Raw genomic sequence first — 14,179 nt, forward strand, 5'->3', positions numbered from 1 at the left:
TAGGCAAGGTTGGCGGGCGGCGCACCAGCGCCCGGCAGTTAATCCACCAGTTCGGATGCACTCACTGTGCGGGGTAGCGCAAACGGCCCAGAAAACGCGTCAGGCTCGGCAGTTCGCGGTCCTTGCTCAAAAACTGCGCCTTGGCCTTTTCGAACCGCATCACCCCGTCGATCCGCCGTTCGAGGAAGGCATGGGTATCGGCCTTGCCGTCGCTGTCGTCATTGACGAACACCGCCAGCGTCGCGCTGTAGATACCGGCGAGGATCGCGCGCTTGGTATAGTGGTTGTAATCGGTCGCCGTATCGCCTGCCAGCCGCCACATGATGTCGGCCGAATGCCAGCCGAGCTTCAGCGCGGTCACGGCGTTCTGCGGCTGCGCCATTACCGCGAGCGCGCGGCGCACCGCCTCGTCCACGTCCGCCACCGCGTCCAGCCGGAAGGCGACCAGCGTGCGGATACGCTCGCGGATCTTGAGCGTGGCGAGGCGTTCGGCCGGCCATTCGGCCTCCATCGCCTGATCGACCGATGCGATCCACGCCGCGATCATCTCCATGGGCAGTCCGCCTGCGCCCTTGCCCGGAAAGGCCAGCCGCGCGACATCGGGGTCGCATCCGGCCATTTCTGCCGCCGCCATCAATGCGGTGGCATTCCAGCCATCGAAGATCGCCGAAGCAGCGATATCGGGCGCAAGCGCGACGCGCAGCTCATCGAGCGTCATGTCGGCGAAATCGTGGGTCTGGGTGGTCATATCAGAAAGAAGGCCCGTACTGGCGTTTTGGTTCCTTGCCATCGCGCTTATCGTCGGCATCCTTGAACACCTGCTTCAGCAGGATGTTGCCGTTCATCAGTTCCACATACTGCCGCGCCGACCGGCCCGAATTGTCATTGCGATCGGGATCGGCGCCCTTTTCGAGCAGCAAACGCACCAGTTCGGTATCGCGCTGGTGGACGGCTGCGATCAGGGGCGTTTCGCCGGTCTGGTCGCTGACATTGACTTCGGCCCCGCTCTTGATCAGCGCCTCGACACCTTCGACAAAGCCCAATGTGGTCGCCATCTGCAGCGGGGTGATACCCTGCTTGTTGCGGATGTTGGGATCGGCCGAGCGCTGGAGCAGAAACCGCACCCACAGCGCGTCGCGGCGCTGCACGACGACATGCAGTCCGGTATCGCCGCTGGTGATATCGCGGCTGTTGACGATGGTGCTGCCCGGCTGGTTCAGCATGTCGGTGGCGGTATCCCCGTCACGTTCCTTGACCGCTTCGAGGAACTTGTACCCGTCCGACTGGAACTGCGCAGCGGCAGGCACGGACAACGCAAGCGCCAGCGCAGACAGGATTGCATTGGCAATCCACGCGCGAAACCCTAACTTGCGCAAAACCTCGACAGTCACGGTTCGATCCTTTCGCATTCGCTGTACCATATGTCGCCGACACATCGGCCCGACATATCGCTATCGTCATATTTGCCGCACCCGTCGGCGCCATCGCAAGAGCCCAGTTAGCAGACCATGAACCGCATCAACAAGCCTTTGCCCCGCATTACCATGATGCTTGCCGCCGCCGCATTGACGCTGGCCGGGTGTAACGCTGCTGCGCCCGCAGCCGAACCGCCATTGGCAGGAGCCGATATCGGCGGCGATTTCGCGCTCACCAACAGCGCGGGAGAGACTGTGCGCTGGGATGATTTCGCAGGGCAATACCGCGTGGTCTATTTCGGCTATGCCTTCTGCCCCGACATCTGCCCCACCGATATGCAGCGCGTGGCGCAGGGGCTGAAGGTGCTGAAGGCGAGCGATCCCGACACCGCAGCGAAGATCACGCCGATCTTCATCACCATCGACCCCGAACGCGACACCCGCCAAGTGGTGGGCGAATTCGCCGCCGCATTTTCGCCCGACATCATCGGGCTGACCGGAACCCCCGAACAGATCGCCGCCGCTGCCAAGACTTTCCGGGTGTTCTACGCCAAAGGCGAAGCTGTGGAGGGCGGCGGTTATCTGGTCGATCATTCCAATATCGTCTATCTGTTCGGCCCCGATGGCGAGCCGCTGGCCACGCTCCCGGTCGATCAGGGCGCGGACGCGGTCGCAGCGGAACTGGCACGGTGGGTGAGTTGAGAGAGCGCTTCTGGGAACTGCCGCTCGGCACGCTCGACCGCGCCGAGTGGGAGGCGCTGTGCGACGGTTGCGGGCGATGCTGCCTGCACAAGATCGAAGATGAAGACACCGGCGAGATTCACGATACGAATGTCGCCTGCCGTCTGCTCGACACCGGCACCGCGCGCTGCAGCGACTATCGCAACCGCAAGGCCTTCGTCCCCGATTGTCTGCGGTTGACGCTGCGCATCGTCGAGCAGGTCAATTGGCTGCCCTCCACCTGCGCCTACCGTCTGCGTGCCGATGATCGCCCGCTGCCCGATTGGCACTACCTTATCAGCGGCGATCCGGACGCGGTGCGCCGCGCGGGCGTATCGGTGGTGGGCCGCGTGGTGAGCGAAACCGATGCAGGCCCGCTCGAACATCATATCACCGATTGGCCCGCGCCGCCGCGCCGCGGCCGCCCCGATCGCGCCGGTCGTCATGATCGTCATGCGCACGAGGCCGAGGAAGAAGGCGCGTGATGGACTGGCTGCGCCGCACCCAGCCCGAACCGGCTATCGCGCTGGGGGACACCACCGTGCCGATCGTGCTGCGGCGCATGCACAATGCCAAGCGGCTGACCCTGAGGCTTGCGCCCGACGGCAGCGAGGTGCGCATCACGCTGCCCGCCTGGGCCGAGAGCCGCGAGGCGATTGCCTTTGCCCATGCCCGCGCCGACTGGCTGGAAAGCCAGTTCGCCCGCCTGCCGCAACGCGCCGTGCCGGTGCCCGGGGGCGAGGTGCGCTATCGCGGCGCGGGTTTGCGCATCGCATGGGAACCGCGCGCGCCGCGCCGCCCGGCGGTGGACGGCGAGTCGCTGCGCCTCGGCGGGCCGCAAACGGGCCTTGAAACGCGCATCCGCCGCTGGCTCGAAGCCGAAGCCCTGCGGTTGTCGGAAGCCGACATGCACGATTATTGCGCTGCCGCCGGGCTCGATCCGGTGCCGCTGGGGCTGTCCCGCGCGCAGCGGCGCTGGGGATCGTGTTCGGACATGAGCCGCATCCGCATCAACTGGCGGCTGGTGCAGGCGCCCGATTTCGTCCGCCGGTCGGTGGTCGCGCACGAAGTCGCGCATCTCGTCCATTTCGATCACAGCCCGGCCTTTCACGCACTGCTGGGGCGCATCTATGATGCAGACATCCGGCAGGCCGACCGCTGGCTGAAGGAGCATGGGCGCGGGCTCTACGCCGCATTCGGCTGAGCGGAGCCCTTTGCCTTCGCCGCCAGCACTCCCTATATTGCCGCCATGCTGTCCAAGTCGCGCTTCAACCCCGCCCCCGGCATCGCCGATTTCTGGAACGAGATCCGGCGTCCGCAGCCCTATCGCTGGCCGATCCTTGCGCTGTCGATCCTGCCGGTCGGAGTGATCCTCTACGCGGCGATGGGAACGACGGTTTACAAGGAGCCCGAGCGGCCCCGCATCACCTATATCACCACCTATGATCCGGGCCGGACCGACGCGGAGATCATCGCCTCCAACCGCGCGAATCAGGAGGTGAAGGACCTGCGTGAAGCCGAGGAGGCCCGCATCGCAGAGCGCAAGCGCGAGCTGTACAAGGCGCTGGGCGCAGCAGCGGGCATGGATGTCGACGAAATCGAGCGCAAGGCCGATGCCGAACGCGCCGCCGAAGAGGCCGCCGCAGCCAAGCGGCGCGCGGAACTGCTCGGGCAGGTCGGCACGTCCGCTGCCCCGGCTGACGAAGGCGCTGATGAAGGCACTGACCAAGGCGCTGGGCGATAGGCGCTGCCGCCTCCCCCACCGATCACGACTGGATGGCCGCCGCCGCGCGGCTGGCACTGCGCGCGCGCCCGCTGTCATGCCCCAACCCCGGCGTTGCCGCATTGGTGGTCCATCACGACCGGGTGATCGCACGCGGCTGGACCCAGCCCGGCGGGCGGCCGCATGCCGAGGCTGCGGCGCTGGCTGGGCTCGCGCCCGAAGTGCTTGCCGAGGCGACGCTGTACGTCACACTCGAACCCTGCGCCCACCAATCGCCGCGCGGCCCGGCCTGCGCCGATCTGATCGTCGCCGCGCGTCCGGCGCGGGTGGTGATCGGCCAGCATGACCCCGATCCGCGCACCAGCGGCGCCGGGCTGGCGCGGCTGGCCGCGGCTGGGATCGCCACACGCCTGCTCGATGATCCCGCCTCTGCCACCAGCCTCGCCGGGTTCCTGACCCGGCAACGCTTCGGCAGACCTCGGGTGACCCTGAAGCTGGCGACCTCGCTCGATGGCTGCATCGCGCTTGCCGATGGTACCAGCCGGTGGATCACCGGAGAGGCGGCGCGCGCGCACGTCCATGCGCAGCGCGCGCAGCACGACGCGATTCTGGTCGGCGGCGGGACGTGGCGGGCCGACGCGCCGCGGCTGGATGTCCGCCTGCCCGGACTGGAGGCCCGCTCCCCCCGCCGCGTGGTGCTGACCCGCAGCCCTTCGCCGGAGGGTGTCATCGCGATTGCCGCGCCCGAAGACATCGCGGGCCTGGACGACGTGCTGCACCTCTATGTCGAAGGCGGAGCGGAGACGGCAGCGGCTTTCCTCGCCGCCGATCTGGTCGACGAACTGCATCTATACCGCGCGCCGATCCTGATCGGCGATGGTCGCCGCAGCCTCGCCGCGCTTGGCCTCGCCAGCCTCGATGCCGCGCACGGGCGCTGGGCGCTGCACGAACGCCGCCAGCTTGGCAGCGATGATTTCGCCGCCTATTGGCGCACCCGAAACTAGGAAGGACGCAGGCACCATGTTCACCGGCATCGTCACCGCCATCGGCACCATCGCCAGCGTCGAGCAGCGCGGCGATATGCGGCTGCGCATCGCCGCGCCGCTGGACCCGGCGCGGATCGACATCGGCGCATCGATCGCATGTTCGGGCGTCTGCCTGACCGTGGTCGAACGCGGCGGCAGCGCCGGGGATGCGTGGTTCGACGTCGATGTCTCGGGCGAAACCGTCAGCCGGACCATGCCGCGCATGTGGGAGGCGGGCGCGAAGCTCAATCTCGAACCCAGCCTCCGTCTCGGCGACGAATTGGGCGGGCATATCGTCACCGGTCATGTCGATTCGGTCGGCGAAGTGGTGCTGGCCCGGCAGGACGGCGGCAGCTGGAAGGTTGCGATCCGTGCGCGGGCCGAAATGGCGCCGTTCATCGCCGAAAAGGGATCGATCACCGTCAACGGCGTGTCGCTGACCGTCAACGACGTGCGCGACCGCGCCGATGGGACCTGCGATTTCATGCTCAACATCATTCCCCACACCGCCGAAGTGACGACGCTGGGCGATCTGGCGGTGGGCGACCGCGTGAATCTCGAGATCGACGTGCTGGCGCGCTACCTCAAGCGGATGCAGTCGTTGGCTGCGGGATAGCTGGCTGCGTTCACCATCGCGGCGGGTTTCCTGAAGTAGGAGACACATGAGACACTGTCCAAGGATCGAAAATCCCGCCCTGCGACAGTGATCGGGCACATGACCGAAAGGCGCACCGCAGGGCATGGACGCCACGCTGCCGCGCCAGCAGCCTGTAGGAAAGCCGCAAAGGATCAACCCGTCGCCGCGAGTCTCGCGACCCTTGCAGCCGTTACCGGATCGCGGGCCAGAATCGGGGCGCTGGCTCCGGCGCGGTGCTCGGTCGCGAACCAGTCATAGGTCTTGCGCAATCCCGCCGACAGCGCGGTCGCAGGCTCCCACCCCAGCAGTTCGCGCGCCTTGGTGATATCGGGGCGGCGGCGCTGCGGATCGTCGGTCGGCAGGGCGCGGTGAACGATCGCGACCGGCCCATCGGCGATGCCGCATAGAGTCTCCACCAGCTGCGCGATCGACAATTCGTGCTGGTTGCCGATATTTATGGCCAGCAGATCGGGCATTTCCGACGCCATCAGCCGCATCAGCGCGTCGACCGTATCTTCGACATAGCAGAAGCTGCGCGTCTGGCTGCCGTCGCCATAGATCGTCAGCGGCTCGCCCGACAGGATCTGGCCGATGAAGTTCGACACCACCCGGCCATCGTCGATGCGCATATGCGGGCCATAGGTGTTGAATATCCGCGCCACCCGCACATCCGCCCGCCCGCCGCGCGCGAAATCGAACGCCAGCGTTTCGGCAGCGCGCTTGCCCTCGTCATAACAGGCGCGCGGGCCGGTGCAGCTGACATTGCCGCGATAATCCTCGCGCTGGGGATGCACCGCAGGATCGCCGTATACCTCGCTGGTCGAGGCGAGCAGGAACCGCGCGCCCGATTGTTCCGCCAGCCGCAGCAGGCGATCGGTGCCCACCACATTGGTCAGCATCGTGTGTTCGGGATCGGCCTGATAGAGTTCGGGCGAAGCAGCGCAGGCCAGATTGTAAATCCGCCGGATCGACCGGGTCTCGCGCATTATCTCCTGCGGCAAAGGATGAGAAATATCGCCCCAGACGAAGCGGAAGCCTGCGAACTTCTCCAGCGTGGCCAGGTTGGAAACCCGCGCCGTCTGGAGATTGTCGAGGCACAGCACCCGCTCGCCCGCTTCGAGCAGCGCACGGCACAGGTGCGAGCCGATGAATCCAGCCCCCCCGGCCACCAAAGTCCAGCCTTTCGGTTCGCGTTTCATGCCATCTCTCTCCTGTCGGCAGCGGTTTTATCGGGGGTTCGGTCGTCGATCGCGGCGCGCAGATCGGCTTCGAATTGTTCGGCGCGGCGGGCGGCGCTGTGGTGCGCCAGCACAGCGGCGCGGGCGGCCTTGCCGATCTTGCGTGCGGGGCGACCGAGCGCGGCGATCACATCGGCGCTGTCATCGGCAAGGATGATCTCGCTGCCGGGTTGCAGCACCGTCTCGATGCCGCGCCACTTGTCCGAAATGATCGGCGTGCCGCACGCTCCGGCTTCGAACAATCGCACCGATGGCGACCATCCGGCAGCGATCATGTCGGCGCGGGTGACATTGAGCGTGAAGCGCGAGGCGGAGTAGAACGCGGCGTGCTGTGCAGGCGGCAGATGCTCGATCCGCTCGACATTGGCGGGCCATGCGATGTCGCCGGGATATTGCGGCCCGGCCACGGCGAAGCGCAGATCGGGGCGGCGGCGCGCCGGTTCGATCAGCAGCCGCTCCAGCGTCGGCTGGCGATCGGGGCTATAGGTGCCGAGATAGGACAGATCCCAGCGCACCGGCACTTCCAGCGGGCGATAGCGCGCCGTGTCGACCGAACAATAGAGCGGCCGCGCGCTGCGGGCGCCATATTCCCGCTCCAGCCGCGTCAACGTGTCACCGCCCGAGAACGAGAAGTAGATATCGTACCCCGCGATCAGATCGCGCGACAGGTAATCGCAATCGGCGTTGTCCAGCCGGGCGAGGGTGACGGGCGTATCGATATCATAAAAGCAGGTCACGCCGCGTGCGTGCGCCTGCACGAACGCGCCCACCGGGATACCATCGGGCACGTAGGAGCCGACCATCACCGCATCGGCCCCGGCGATGTCCTCGCGCCATTCTTCCAGCGCCGCGACGCTATCGTAATAGGCCAGCTGGCAGAAATCGGGATCGGGCAGGTCGCGGTGTTCGGCGTACCACGGCACGTCGCGTTCGAGGAACAGCACCTCATGCCCGCGTTCCGCGAAGGCGGATAACAGCGCGCGGAAGGTGGTGGCATGGCCGTTACCCCATGACGAGGACAGGCTCAGCCCGAGGACAACCAGCTTCATGCCGCCACCTCGCGCCGCGCTGCGTGCAGCCGCCGCAGCACGCTGTCCACCACCTCGGCGCGCAGTTCATAAGTGTGTTCGCGCCGCACACGGTCCAGCGCGGCGGCACCGATTGCCTGCGCCCGGTCGGGCGTAAGGCTCGCCAGATGCTCCGCCACGTCCTGCCCGTCGCGCGCGACCAGCACTTCCTTGTCCGGGGTGAGGAACATTTCGATCCCCTCCCACGCATCGGTGATCAGGCAGGCTCCGGCTCCGGCGGCCTCGAACACGCGGGTGGCGGGGGAATAGCCAATGGCGGCCATCGAATCGCGCGCCACGTTCAGCACCGCGCGCGGGGTGCAGTTGAAGGCGTTGTGCGCGCCCGTGCCGACATGTCCGATCGCCTCGACATTGGCGGGCATCGGCTTGTCCGCCCAGCCATTGCCGCCGATCAGGAAGCGTTTGCGCGGCCATGCGCCGGCGGGCCGCAGGAAGAATTCCTCCACCCGCGCCTCGCGATCGGGCAGCCGGTTGGCGAGGAAGGCAAGGTCGCAGGCAAAGCGCGGATCGGGCGGCACCGGAAAATGCGTGGTCACGTCGAGTGCGTTGTAGACCGGCACGCATTCGCGCGCGCCGAAGCCGCGATACGCCTCCACCACCGGTGGCCCGCCGCCATAGGTGAACACCAGATCGAGGCTTGGCAGCGCGCGGCGAACCGGATGATCGGGATCGCCGCGCATTTCCTCCAATGTGGCGGCGGCATCGACGTCCCAGTAGATCGTCAGCGCATCGGCCCGCGCTTCGCGCAGCACCCCTTCGAGCAGTTCGCGATCATACACGCCGACGCCGTTGGCCTTGACCACCACATCGGCCCTGCCTGCTTCGCCCAGCACCTGCGCCAGTCCTTCGGGTGTCGCGGGGTAGACGACGGAGCGCGCCCATTCGGGCGGGTCGATATCGCGGTGCGACTGCCGGTCATAGGCGTCGGGTTCGTAGAAGGTGATGTCATGCCCGCGCGCGGCGAGGGCGCGCAGGATGCCGCGATAATAGGTCGCCGCCCCGTTCCAGTAGGACGAAAGCAGGCTCGATCCGTAAAAGGCGATTTTCATGCGGTCTCCTGTGTTCGTTCGGCAGCGACGGGCGCGGATTGGCCCAGCAGCGCCAGCAATTCATCCACCCGGTGCGCGCAGGTGTGGCGTTGGCGGATGGTCTCCAGCCCGTGTGCGGCCAGTTCGGCGCGCAGCGCGGGATCGGCGGCCAGATCGGCAAGGCAGGCGGTCATCTGCGCGCCGTTGCGGGCGATCAGGTAATCGGTTCCGGGGCGAAACAGCCCTTCGGCATCGTCCCACGGCGCGCTCACCAGCGGGATGCCGCAGGCCAGCGCCTCGAACACGCGGATGGTGGGGATGCCGGGCAATTGTTCGGCATAGAAGCGGCGCGGAACGTGGACGGTGGCGAGCGCCTGCGCGAAGATCTCCGGCGCGCGGGCGTTGGGCGCCCAGCCGCGATAGTGCGCGCCGTGGCGGGCGAGCGTCTCCAGCGCCGCTGCGGGATAGCGTACCCCGTAGATATCGAGCGGCAGGCCCGCCGCCTGAGCCGGACGCAGCAGAAACTCCGCCAGTTCATCGGAGCGTTCGCCGTCGCCCCAGTTGCCGATCCAGACGAGGCCCTCCCGCTCGGCGTCGCGCCCGGTTTCCTGCTCGGGCGGGTGGAAGCGGCGCAGATCTGCGGCTTCGTGCCACACATGGACATCGCGGCCCCAGCCCCAGCCGCGATAGACCTCTGCCAGCGCCTCCCCGAAGGCGAGCACCCCGTCATAGCCCGACAGGTCATAGGCGCGCATGTCATCGGGCGCGCTCACCGCGCGGTGGTGGGTGTCGTGAAACAGCAGCCGGAAGCGCGGGCCACGTTTGCGCAGGGTGCCGAGCCGCGCGACCAGATCAGGGTCGTTCCATTCGTGCACGATGACGAGATCGGCATCCGCAACCAGCGCCTCCAGATCGGCATCTTCCGGATAGATGTGGGGGGCGAGCCGGGGATAGCTTTCCTCGAACGCCTTCAGTCCCGCGATACCGTGATCGGCAATCAGGTTGGCACGGCTCCACGCGCCTTGCGGTTCGTAAGCGCGCGCATCGTGTCCGCGCGCGATCAATTCGTCGAGCACACCGCGCAGGAAGTGGGCATTGCCGTGGTTCCAGCACGAGGTCAGCGAATGGGTGAAATAGGCGATCTTCATGCCGCCGCCTCCCGATCAGGGCGCAGCGTCCGGTACAGCGCCATGACCGCATCTGCCGTCGCGGCGGGCGTGTACCGCGCGGCCCGCGCCTGCGCGGCTGCGCCAAGCTGTTGGCGCAGTGCAGGGTCGCCATGCACCCGCGTGATTGCGGCGGCGAAGCCCTCGGCATCGTCCGGATCGGCGAAGCGCGCGGCGCCATCCCACAATTCGCGGAAGGTCGCGATGTCGGACAAGACCAGCGCGCACCCTGCCGATGCGGCCTCCAGCACCGCCAACCCGAACGGTTCGAACCGCGCCGCCGACACCGCAATCGGGTGCAGCGCCAGCAGTTCGTTCAAGTCCGGGCCGGGCACCTGCCCCAGCGCCTGGATATGCGCGAAAGTGATCTCCTCGCCATGCGGGCTGCATAGCGGCCCTGCGGCGAGGAACCGCAGGTCGATCATGCCCGCCACCGCATCGAGCAGCGCGCCGTTCTTCACCGGGTCCCACATCCGGCCGATGGTCAGCGCCGCGTCGAGGCTGCGCCTGCCTCCCATGCCGCTGGCGGTGGGCGGGCGGCCATTATGCACCACCAGCGGCATCTGCGGCAGGCGATAGGTGGACTGGAGCGTCGCGGCAAAACTGGCGCTGGGGGCGACCACCACATCGGCGGCCAGCAGCCCGCGGCGCATCATCTCGCCGTGCCAGCGATAGGCCGGATCGAGCGGTTCGTTTTTGGCGGCCTGCCACCAGGTCGCAATGCAGCCATGCGCCACCGCCACGACCGGCACCGGGAAGTCGGCGGCCCCGGCCAGGGCGGGCGAGTTGCAATGGATGATGTCGGCCCCGCACGCATCAGCCAGCAGGGCAAGCGATTGCGCCGCCTGCGTCACCACATCGGCACCGTCGCACATCCAGTCGAGCGGCAGACCGGTTTCGAGCAGCCGGACGCCGTCGATCCCGGCGGCGCAGCGACGTTGCGCTTCGTCCGGAGCCGGGCCGAACACCGCCAGCGAGACTTGATAGCCGCCGCGCGCCAGTTCGCGGGCAAGGTCGGTCGAATATTGCCACACGCCGCCAACGGCATCGGTGGTCATCAAGACATGGCGTCCGGTCATGCGCGTCACGACACCCGCTCGGCCGAGCGCGCTGGCGCTGGCGCTGGTGCTTGCGGCGTGCCGGATGCTCGGCTGTTGACGAGCCAGTCCGCCAGATCGCGCAGCCCGGTGCGCCACGGCTTGCGGCGGCCGAGACCCAGCGCGTGGTCGGCGGCGCGGGTATCGGCCACGAACCAGCGCTGATCGCCCGCGCGCCAATCGGCGAAGGTCACCTGCGGCGGATCGCCGATGATTGCTCCGATTTCCTCGATCAGGGTGAGCAGGCTGACCGCATTATCCGGCCCTCCGCCCCAATTGAACGCGCGCCCCGCCACATCTTCGATGTTCTCGAACGCTGCGATATAGGCTTCGCAGGTGTCGGCCACATCGCAGATGTCGCGCACCTGCCGTCCGTCGCCGTAAAGCGTGATCGGCTGCCCGGCGAGAGCGCGTATCAGGAAATGCGCGACCCAGCCCTGATCCTCGGTCCCCATCTGCCGCTCGCCATAAATGCAGCTCATCCGCAAGACGGCAGCGGGCAGGTCGAAGCTGCGGGCGTAATCGAGCACATATTGATCCGCCGCGCCTTTCGAACAGCCATAGGGCGTGTGGAAATCGAGCGGGCGGGATTCCGGCACGCCGTGGCTGGCAAGCGCGAAGTCGGTCGGCACATAGCCATCACCACTCCGGCAGAAGCCGAGGTCAGCCAGATCGCCGTAAACCTTGTTGGTCGACGCAAAGATCAGCGGCACTCTTCGTTGATCGCGCCGCAGCGCCTCCAGTAGCGCAAAGGTGCTGGCGAGGTTGACGGCGAAGTCGGATTGCGGATCGGCAAGGCTGGTCGTGACCGCCACCTGCGCGGCGAAATGAAACACGCCGTCGACGCCGCGCACCGCCTTTTCGATGCAGCCTGCCTCACGCAGGTCGGCGATCACCGGCTCGACACGGTCGCCGTGGCGCGCTGTCAGCCATGCCAGATTGCGCTCGACCCCGGGACGTTCCAGCGAATCCAGAATGCGCACGCGGCAGCCGCGCTCCAGCAACCGGGCCGCAAGGTTGGAGCCGATGAACCCCGCCCCGCCGGTGATCAGGATGGTCTTGCCGTCGTCCAGCCTCATGCGACCAGCCCGCGCGCTTCGAGTTCGCCGCGTGCCCGATCGGCACGGTCTTCGGCGGTCTGACCTGCCAGCCATTCGGCGAGATCGGACAAGCCTTCGCCAAAATCCTGCCGCGCTGCAAAGCCGAGCACGTCGCGGGCCAGCGTCACGTCGCAATAGCAGTGACGGATATCGCCGGTGCGCGCCTTGCCGACGATCTCGGCCTCCACATTGTTGCGGCCCATCGCCTGCGCCAGACTGCGCGCGACATCGCTGACCGAACGATCCTCGCCCGATCCGACGTTGAACGTGCCGCCCGCCGCCGACGGATGTTCCAGCGCATCGGCAAAGGCGCGCGCGACATCGCTGACATGCACGAAATCGCGGCGCTGCTCGCCATCCTCGTAGATCAGCGGGGGCTGCCCGTTCAGCAGCCGCGCGGCGAAGATCGCCAGCACGCCGGTATAGGGATTGGAAAGCGCCTGCCCCGGCCCGTAGACGTTGAACAGGCGCAGGCAGGTGCTTTCGATCCCGTAGGGCGCCGCCATGATGTGGGTCATGCGCTCCTGCACATATTTGTTCAGCGCATAGACCGATGACAGGTTGGGCTGCTTCCATTCGGGCGTCGCCACCGGAGTGAGCGGTTGGCCGTCGCCGTCGACCGGGTTCCATGACGACTGCCCGTCGCGCAGCACGCCGCGCGCGGCATCCTCGATCAGATTGCCTTCGCTGTCGCGGTACAACCCTTCGCCGTAAATGCTCATCGATGAAGCGGTGACGATGCGCTGCACCGGGTTATCGATCAGCCGCTCCATCAGCACGGCGGTGCCCAGATCATTGGTGGAGGTGTAGCGTTCCACCTCGTACATCGATTGGCCCACGCCGACTTCGGCGGCGAGATGCACCACGCGGTCGGCACCCTTCAGCGCGCGGGCGACCGCATCGCCATCGCGGACATCACCCTCGATCAGTTCCACTTCAGGGGGAAGATCGCCGGGCCGCTCGCCGCCCGGATGCACCTGTTCGATCAGCGCATCCAGCACGCGCACTTCGAAGCCGCGCGACAGCAGTTCGCGGCTGAGATGCCGCCCGATAAAGCCCGCCCCGCCGGTTACCAAGATCCTGTCAGTCAAAAACAATCCTCCCGCATGTGCCAAGGTTCTTCCTCTACTGAGTTCCTAGGGCAAATCGGGAGATCCAAGACTATAGGGTGATTTTAATGCATGTTTATCTGTGGCACCCACCCCAATCTGCCTCAATTTCTCGCATTTTTTACTTATAAGGTTTCATGCTGCAGAATATTCACTCAGTTTGGAAACATGCCACCTTGAGGCGCCGCCGGAAGACCGCTTCTACTTTGCTCGGAAAAGCAAAATCAGGAGCATGATGACAGCCACCATCCTACTCGTTCGCCATGCGGCGCATTCGGATCTGGGCCGGATTTTGTCCGGGCGTGTGGGAGAGGTGCCATTATCGGTGGCTGGCCGAGCGCAGGCGAGCAGGCTTGCCGCGCATCTGGATGGCGAACCGCTGCACAGCATCCACACCAGCCCGGTCCTGCGCGCGCAGGAAACAGCGCAGGCGATCGCGCGGCGGCGCAGGATCGCGGTCGACATCGCCGAACCCCTCGACGAAATCGACTTCGGCGAATGGAGCGGCAAGGGCTTCGCCGAACTCGAACAGGATTTGCGGTGGCGCGACTGGAATGCGCGGCGCGGCGATGCGGCGACACCTGCGGGCGACACCATGGCCGCGGTGCAGCAACGCATTCTCGATCACCTGCGCCGGGCCGCGAGCGCCGCGTCGGGCCTGATTGTCGCGATGGTCACCCATGCCGATGTCATCCGCGCAGCGGTCGCAGGCATACTGGGCCTGTCGCTGAACCGGATTTTGTCGTTCGATGTCGACGCGGCCTCGGTCACCCGGATTGCAGCAGGATCATGGGGCGAACGCCTGATCAGCCTTAATGAACGGGTGGTCTGAC

General features: G+C 66.8%; 16 protein-coding genes. 7 read left to right on the top strand and 9 right to left on the bottom strand.

Annotation, left to right across the window (positions count from 1 at the left end):
• Positions 1-61: 61 nt before the first annotated feature.
• Together Q0L48_RS15045 and Q0L48_RS15050 are read right to left on the bottom strand one after the other, a co-directional pair.
• Positions 62-748 carry a COQ9 family protein gene (locus tag Q0L48_RS15045; RefSeq protein WP_296722301.1) on the bottom strand — a complete coding sequence of 229 codons (687 nt, stop codon included), beginning with the start codon at positions 746-748 and terminating at the stop codon, positions 62-64.
• Position 749: 1 nt separating this feature from the next.
• The gene (locus tag Q0L48_RS15050; RefSeq protein ID WP_296722303.1) at positions 750-1,391 is read right to left on the bottom strand and encodes an ankyrin repeat domain-containing protein; all 642 of its coding nucleotides are present in this window, start codon (positions 1,389-1,391) and stop codon (positions 750-752) included.
• 117 nt (positions 1,392-1,508) lie between these two features.
• Here Q0L48_RS15050 and Q0L48_RS15055 point away from each other — a divergent pair, with 117 nt between their 5' ends.
• Genes Q0L48_RS15055 through Q0L48_RS15080 form a run of 6 tightly spaced genes read left to right on the top strand, consistent with a single transcriptional unit; the run spans position 1,509 to position 5,499 of the window.
• On the top strand, positions 1,509-2,117 hold the full coding sequence (locus Q0L48_RS15055; RefSeq protein ID WP_296722305.1) for an SCO family protein: 609 nt from the start codon (positions 1,509-1,511) through the stop codon (positions 2,115-2,117).
• Positions 2,105-2,620, top strand: a complete 516-nt coding sequence (locus tag Q0L48_RS15060) for a YcgN family cysteine cluster protein (RefSeq protein WP_296722307.1) — start codon at positions 2,105-2,107, stop codon at positions 2,618-2,620. The genes Q0L48_RS15055 and Q0L48_RS15060 overlap by 13 nt, the downstream gene beginning before the upstream one ends.
• Entirely contained in the window at positions 2,620-3,339 is a 720-nt protein-coding gene (locus tag Q0L48_RS15065; protein ID WP_367274049.1) for a M48 family metallopeptidase, read from the top strand. The genes Q0L48_RS15060 and Q0L48_RS15065 overlap by 1 nt, the downstream gene beginning before the upstream one ends.
• Before the next feature lie 45 nt (positions 3,340-3,384).
• On the top strand, positions 3,385-3,879 hold the full coding sequence (locus Q0L48_RS15070) for a hypothetical protein (RefSeq protein WP_296722310.1): 495 nt from the start codon (positions 3,385-3,387) through the stop codon (positions 3,877-3,879).
• A complete protein-coding gene (gene ribD / locus Q0L48_RS15075) occupies positions 3,876-4,862 on the top strand; it encodes a bifunctional diaminohydroxyphosphoribosylaminopyrimidine deaminase/5-amino-6-(5-phosphoribosylamino)uracil reductase RibD (protein ID WP_367274050.1) in 987 nt (328 codons plus the stop codon). Before Q0L48_RS15070 ends, ribD begins: the two co-directional genes overlap by 4 nt.
• Before the next feature lie 16 nt (positions 4,863-4,878).
• Entirely contained in the window at positions 4,879-5,499 is a 621-nt protein-coding gene (locus tag Q0L48_RS15080; protein ID WP_296722314.1) for a riboflavin synthase, read from the top strand.
• A 173-nt stretch (positions 5,500-5,672) separates the two neighbouring features.
• Here Q0L48_RS15080 and Q0L48_RS15085 read toward each other — a convergent pair whose 3' ends face one another.
• The 7 genes from Q0L48_RS15085 to Q0L48_RS15115 are packed head-to-tail and all read right to left on the bottom strand — an operon-like array spanning position 5,673 to position 13,328.
• Positions 5,673-6,719 (bottom strand): NAD-dependent epimerase/dehydratase family protein, encoded by a 1,047-nt coding sequence (locus Q0L48_RS15085; protein ID WP_296722316.1) that lies wholly within the window; start codon positions 6,717-6,719, stop codon positions 5,673-5,675.
• Positions 6,716-7,807, bottom strand: coding sequence for a glycosyltransferase (locus Q0L48_RS15090; RefSeq protein WP_296722320.1), 1,092 nt, complete (start codon positions 7,805-7,807; stop codon positions 6,716-6,718). Before Q0L48_RS15090 ends, Q0L48_RS15085 begins: the two co-directional genes overlap by 4 nt.
• Positions 7,804-8,895: a glycosyltransferase gene (locus tag Q0L48_RS15095; protein WP_296722322.1), complete on the bottom strand. Its 1,092-nt coding sequence runs from the start codon at positions 8,893-8,895 to the stop codon at positions 7,804-7,806. Before Q0L48_RS15095 ends, Q0L48_RS15090 begins: the two co-directional genes overlap by 4 nt.
• Positions 8,892-10,022, bottom strand: a complete 1,131-nt coding sequence (locus Q0L48_RS15100) for a glycosyltransferase (protein ID WP_296722324.1) — start codon at positions 10,020-10,022, stop codon at positions 8,892-8,894. The genes Q0L48_RS15095 and Q0L48_RS15100 overlap by 4 nt, the downstream gene beginning before the upstream one ends.
• The gene (locus Q0L48_RS15105; protein ID WP_296722389.1) at positions 10,019-11,119 is read right to left on the bottom strand and encodes a glycosyltransferase family 4 protein; all 1,101 of its coding nucleotides are present in this window, start codon (positions 11,117-11,119) and stop codon (positions 10,019-10,021) included. Before Q0L48_RS15105 ends, Q0L48_RS15100 begins: the two co-directional genes overlap by 4 nt.
• Positions 11,120-11,124: 5 nt before the next feature.
• Positions 11,125-12,216 carry an NAD-dependent epimerase/dehydratase family protein gene (locus Q0L48_RS15110; protein ID WP_296722326.1) on the bottom strand — a complete coding sequence of 364 codons (1,092 nt, stop codon included), beginning with the start codon at positions 12,214-12,216 and terminating at the stop codon, positions 11,125-11,127.
• Positions 12,213-13,328, bottom strand: a complete 1,116-nt coding sequence (locus tag Q0L48_RS15115; RefSeq protein ID WP_296722327.1) for an NAD(P)-dependent oxidoreductase — start codon at positions 13,326-13,328, stop codon at positions 12,213-12,215. Before Q0L48_RS15115 ends, Q0L48_RS15110 begins: the two co-directional genes overlap by 4 nt.
• A 253-nt stretch (positions 13,329-13,581) precedes the next feature.
• Here Q0L48_RS15115 and Q0L48_RS15120 point away from each other — a divergent pair, with 253 nt between their 5' ends.
• Complete coding sequence (locus tag Q0L48_RS15120) at positions 13,582-14,178, top strand: histidine phosphatase family protein (protein WP_296722329.1); 597 nt, start codon at positions 13,582-13,584, stop codon at positions 14,176-14,178.
• The last annotated feature ends 1 nt before the right edge of the window (position 14,179 follow it).

Source organism: Erythrobacter sp. (assembly GCF_024305245.1).
Taxonomy (GTDB): domain Bacteria; phylum Pseudomonadota; class Alphaproteobacteria; order Sphingomonadales; family Sphingomonadaceae; genus Erythrobacter.

What these genes read in the sequence shown, in the direction of transcription:
- Q0L48_RS15085 (WP_296722316.1), bottom strand. Translation starts at nt 6,719, where the DNA reads ATGAAACGCGAACCGAAAGGCTGGACTTTGGTGGCCGGGGGGGCTGGA.
- Q0L48_RS15055 (WP_296722305.1), top strand. Translation starts at nt 1,509, where the DNA reads ATGAACCGCATCAACAAGCCTTTGCCCCGCATTACCATGATGCTTGCC.
- Q0L48_RS15045 (WP_296722301.1), bottom strand. Translation starts at nt 748, where the DNA reads ATGACCACCCAGACCCACGATTTCGCCGACATGACGCTCGATGAGCTG.
- Q0L48_RS15100 (WP_296722324.1), bottom strand. Translation starts at nt 10,022, where the DNA reads ATGAAGATCGCCTATTTCACCCATTCGCTGACCTCGTGCTGGAACCAC.
- Q0L48_RS15080 (WP_296722314.1), top strand. Translation starts at nt 4,879, where the DNA reads ATGTTCACCGGCATCGTCACCGCCATCGGCACCATCGCCAGCGTCGAG.
- Q0L48_RS15090 (WP_296722320.1), bottom strand. Translation starts at nt 7,807, where the DNA reads ATGAAGCTGGTTGTCCTCGGGCTGAGCCTGTCCTCGTCATGGGGTAAC.
- Q0L48_RS15070 (WP_296722310.1), top strand. Translation starts at nt 3,385, where the DNA reads ATGCTGTCCAAGTCGCGCTTCAACCCCGCCCCCGGCATCGCCGATTTC.
- Q0L48_RS15110 (WP_296722326.1), bottom strand. Translation starts at nt 12,216, where the DNA reads ATGAGGCTGGACGACGGCAAGACCATCCTGATCACCGGCGGGGCGGGG.
- Q0L48_RS15105 (WP_296722389.1), bottom strand. Translation starts at nt 11,119, where the DNA reads ATGACCGGACGCCATGTCTTGATGACCACCGATGCCGTTGGCGGCGTG.
- Q0L48_RS15120 (WP_296722329.1), top strand. Translation starts at nt 13,582, where the DNA reads ATGACAGCCACCATCCTACTCGTTCGCCATGCGGCGCATTCGGATCTG.
- Q0L48_RS15065 (WP_367274049.1), top strand. Translation starts at nt 2,620, where the DNA reads ATGGACTGGCTGCGCCGCACCCAGCCCGAACCGGCTATCGCGCTGGGG.
- Q0L48_RS15095 (WP_296722322.1), bottom strand. Translation starts at nt 8,895, where the DNA reads ATGAAAATCGCCTTTTACGGATCGAGCCTGCTTTCGTCCTACTGGAAC.